Genomic DNA, 3811 nt, shown 5'->3' with positions numbered 1-3811 from the left:
AGGATCGGGTGAGACGACTTTCCCTCATCGACGAATCCGGCGAGCGCTACGTTCGCATGGCTCACCTCGCTGCGCTGGGAAGCCACGCGATAAACGGCGTGGCGCGCCTGCACACCGAGCTTCTCACCAGGAGCGTCATGTCGGACTTCTTCGATCTCTGGCCGGAGAAGTTCAGCAACAAGACGAACGGCGTGACGCCGCGGCGTTTCATGGCGCTCGCGAACCCCCGTCTTTCCCGGCTCATCACGAGTGCGATCGGCGAGAACTGGCTCAGGAACCTCGAAGAGCTGGAGCGGCTGCAGCCCCTGGCCGAAGATGCCAGTTTCCGCGAGGCCTGGCGTCAGGTCAAGCTACAGAACAAGGCCGAGCTGGCGAAAGAAATCCAGCGCCGCACCGGAGACGTCGTCGAACCGGGATCGCTCTTCGACGTTCAGGCAAAGCGAATCCACGAGTACAAGCGTCAGCAGCTGAACGCTCTCCACGTCGTCGCACTCTACCAGCGGCTCGTGCAAGACCCGCGCTTCGAGGCAGGACCGCGCACGGTGATCTTCGCCGGCAAAGCGGCTCCCGGCTATTTCATGGCCAAGCTCATCATCAAGCTCGTCCACTCGATTGCCGGCGTGGTGAACTCCGACGAGCGTGTGAACCGACGGCTCAAAGTCGTTTTCCTTCCCGATTACAACGTGAAGCTGAGCCATCGCATATTTCCCGCGGCCGATCTCTCGGAGCAGCTTTCCACCGCGGGGATGGAGGCCTCGGGAACCGGGAACATGAAGTTCGCTTTGAACGGAGCGCTGACCATCGGCACCCTCGATGGAGCCAACGTCGAGATTCGCGAGGCCGTTGGCCCGGAGAATTTCTTCCTCTTTGGCTTGACCGCCGAGGAGGTCGCCGGCAAGCGTACGGGGAGCTATCGACCGCGCGATCTCTACCATGACGACCCGCGGCTCCGGGAGGCCATCGACCTGGTTGCGTCCGGGAGGTTCTCGGATGGCGACCGCTCGCTCTTCCGTCCCTTGATCGACTCGCTGCTCGAGCGGGACTACTACATGGTGCTCGCCGATTTCGGCGATTACCTCCGATGTCAGGAGGATGCCGGACGCGCCTACCGCGATGTCGAGAGCTGGACGCGCAAGTCCATTCTGAACGTGGCCCGCATGGGCAGGTTCTCGTCGGACCGCGCCATCCGCGAGTATTGCGACGAGATTTGGAAAGTCTCACCCGTTCCCATTCGGCCGGCCGACGCACCGGCGCCGAGCGTTCCCGGCGGTCCGCCCTAGCCGTGGCGAGGTAATCGCGAGGCTGGACAGGAAACCACCCATACGTTAGCTTACAGAACGACGACGAGAATGATTCCGAAAGAGATTGCGGTATTCCTGGAGGGTGCGGCCGTTGGATTCGGCGCGACGCGGAACGCCGAGCTGGTCCCTCAGATCCATCTCGTCCAGGCCTGGCGCGTCAGCGACGACCGAAAAGCCATCACCTGTCTGTTTCCTCGAGGGTACAGCGAGGTCCTCCTCCCCTCCCTCGAGGAGAACGGGAAGTTCTCCTTCACCGTGCTCGCCAGCACGTCCGGCCCCCGAGCCAGTCACCCCCCGAATCCCACCGTCGATCTTCACGAGTGCTACCAGTTCAAGGGTGCCTTCCTGGGTTACCGACCGGCCAACGAGAGGGATCTTCCCCTCGTGAACCAAAAGGCAGAGCAGTTCAAGGCGATTTTCCAGCCAATATTTGGCTTCTCCGAACGCGCTTGCGACGCCCGGTACGGAAAGCCAGCCCTCGCCATGACATTCGCGGTGCACGAGATTTACGATCAGACGCCCGGTCCCGAAGCGGGCACCCGGATCACAATGGACCGATGACGAACGCGAAGCTTCCCGACGAGATCCGAGCGGTGATGGAGAACGGGATCCCCGCGCAAGTGGGGACCTGCTCTTTGGACGGCATCCCCAACGCCACGGAGATCTCTCGGGTCTACTACGTCGACCCCCATCACGTCGCGCTGTCGAACCAGTTCTTCAGCAAGACGGTTCGCAACATCCGCGAGAATCCACGTGCTTGCGTCAACCTGAATGACGTTGAGGCTTCCACCAGCTGGATCCTGCACCTCGAGTTCGATCACTCGGAGACCGAAGGGCCCACCTTCGACGAGCTAGACATGCAGATCGAAGCCATTGCCTCGATGACAGGAATGTCGGGGATCTTCAAGCTCAAGGCCGCGGACATCTTTCGCGTGACCTCGCTGCAGAAGATCGAATACGGCTCCCGTTCCTGAAGTCATGAAGTCCTGAGCGGTGTCGCATGGGAACCACGAGAGCCTCCAGCGAGGAGCTAGCCGCGGAGCTCGCGCAAAAATCGGCCGAGGTTCGGATCCTCCGCCAGGTCTCGTCCGAAATCAACGCGACCCTCGAGCTCGACGAGATCTACGAGGTCGTCCTCCGTACCATGGACGAGCTCTTCGGTTTTCGCCACTCGCTGATCCTCCTTCTCGACGATTCGGGCGACGCGCTTCGCGTCGTTGCCAGCCGGGGCTTCGCCGGTCAGACTCTCGGCGGACTCGTTCCCGTCGGCATCGGGCTCATCGGTGTGGTGGCAAAGAAGCGCCGTATCATGCGACTCACCAACCTCGGGCGCCAGCGCTCCTACATCGCCGCCATCAGGAAGGAGATGGAAGGCGCGGGAAGATCGGATGAGCTCAAGGAAGCCCCCCCGGTGCCCGGACTTCCAAACGTCGAGAGTCAGATCGGCATCCCACTTCTGATCAAAGACAACCTGATCGGAGTCTTTTCCGTGGAGAGCGCCGAGCAAAAAATGTTCAGCGATCGCGACGAGCTTCTCGTCACGATCGTGGCAAATCAGGCGGCGAGCGCCATTCATAACGCGCGGCTCTATCGCGCGGAAGGCCAACGCCGCGCGGAGCTCGCGGAGCTCAACGAGACGCTGGAAGAGCGCGTCCGCGCCCGGACGGCGGAGCTCACGCGCGCAAATCGCGAGCTTCGGGAAGCGCAGGCGCAGCTCGTCCAGACGAGCAAGATGGCGTCGCTGGGGATGCTGGCGGCGGGAGTGGCACACGAGATCAACACGCCGATCGGGACGATCTCGGCCAATGCGGATTTGGTGAGGCGTGCGGCCCATATCGTCAAGGAACGCATCGCGAGCTCGGACCTACCCGAGACCCTTGCAGCGGATCCGAAGCTTCGCCGGGCCGTCGAATCGTTGGAGCAAGCCTCGGACATGGGGCTCGTCGCCAGCAAACGCATCATTTCCATCGTCAGGTCGCTGCGAAACTTCGCTCGGCTGGACGAATCCGAGGAGAAGAAGGTCGATCTGCACGAGGGCATCGATAGCACGCTCACGCTGCTCGTTCACGAGCTCGACAAGGGTGTCGAGGTGGTGAAGAGTTATGGCGATCTGCCCAAGGTCACGTGTCTTCCCAGCCAGCTCAATCAGGTGTTCATGAATCTACTGAGCAACGCCATTTTCGCGATGAACGGCAGTGGGACCATCACCATCACCACGGAGCGCGATGGCGATCACGTGGTCCTCCGTTTCGCGGATACCGGGATGGGAATCGCTCCAGAAAATCTGGACAGGGTTTTCGACCCGGGCTTCACCACCAAAGGAGTCGGTGTGGGCACCGGTCTGGGGCTTTCGATCTGCTACCGCATCGTTCAAGCTCATCGGGGCACCATCTCGGTGACGAGCGAGCTCGGGAAGTGTACGGAGTTTACCGTGCGACTCCCGATAGCGCGCTGAGACGCGACCGCCCCCGCTCCTATCACCCCTTACGATGGATCGAATGCGTGTTGAC

General features: G+C 61.7%; 4 protein-coding genes. All 4 read left to right on the top strand.

The genetic code is table 11. The features are described 5' to 3' along the window. Positions 1 to 1280, top strand: a 1280-nt coding sequence (glgP, locus tag VEK15_18130) for a glycogen/starch/alpha-glucan family phosphorylase (protein ID HXV62624.1), incomplete at its 5' end; no start/stop codon positions are given. A 69-nt stretch (positions 1281 to 1349) separates the two neighbouring features. Further along, entirely contained in the window at positions 1350 to 1862 is a 513-nt protein-coding gene (locus VEK15_18125) for a hypothetical protein (GenBank protein HXV62623.1), read from the top strand. Further along, positions 1859 to 2275, top strand: a complete 417-nt coding sequence (locus VEK15_18120) for a pyridoxamine 5'-phosphate oxidase family protein (GenBank protein ID HXV62622.1) — start codon at positions 1859 to 1861, stop codon at positions 2273 to 2275. Before VEK15_18125 ends, VEK15_18120 begins: the two co-directional genes overlap by 4 nt. Before the next feature lie 26 nt (positions 2276 to 2301). Next, the gene (locus VEK15_18115) at positions 2302 to 3756 is read left to right on the top strand and encodes an ATP-binding protein (protein ID HXV62621.1); all 1455 of its coding nucleotides are present in this window, start codon (positions 2302 to 2304) and stop codon (positions 3754 to 3756) included. Positions 3757 to 3811 lie beyond the last annotated feature (55 nt).

It is taken from the genome of Vicinamibacteria bacterium, from assembly GCA_035620555.1.
Lineage (GTDB): Bacteria > Acidobacteriota > Vicinamibacteria > Marinacidobacterales > SMYC01 > DASPGQ01.
The sequence above is the reverse complement of the archived record's forward strand: the minus strand, read 5'-3'. Positions and strand labels throughout refer to the sequence as shown.

Excerpts from the sequence above, each read along its gene's own strand:
- VEK15_18120 (HXV62622.1), top strand. The coding sequence starts at position 1,859 with ATGACGAACGCGAAGCTTCCCGACGAGATCCGAGCGGTGATGGAGAAC.
- VEK15_18125 (HXV62623.1), top strand. The coding sequence starts at position 1,350 with ATGATTCCGAAAGAGATTGCGGTATTCCTGGAGGGTGCGGCCGTTGGA.
- VEK15_18115 (HXV62621.1), top strand. The coding sequence starts at position 2,302 with ATGGGAACCACGAGAGCCTCCAGCGAGGAGCTAGCCGCGGAGCTCGCG.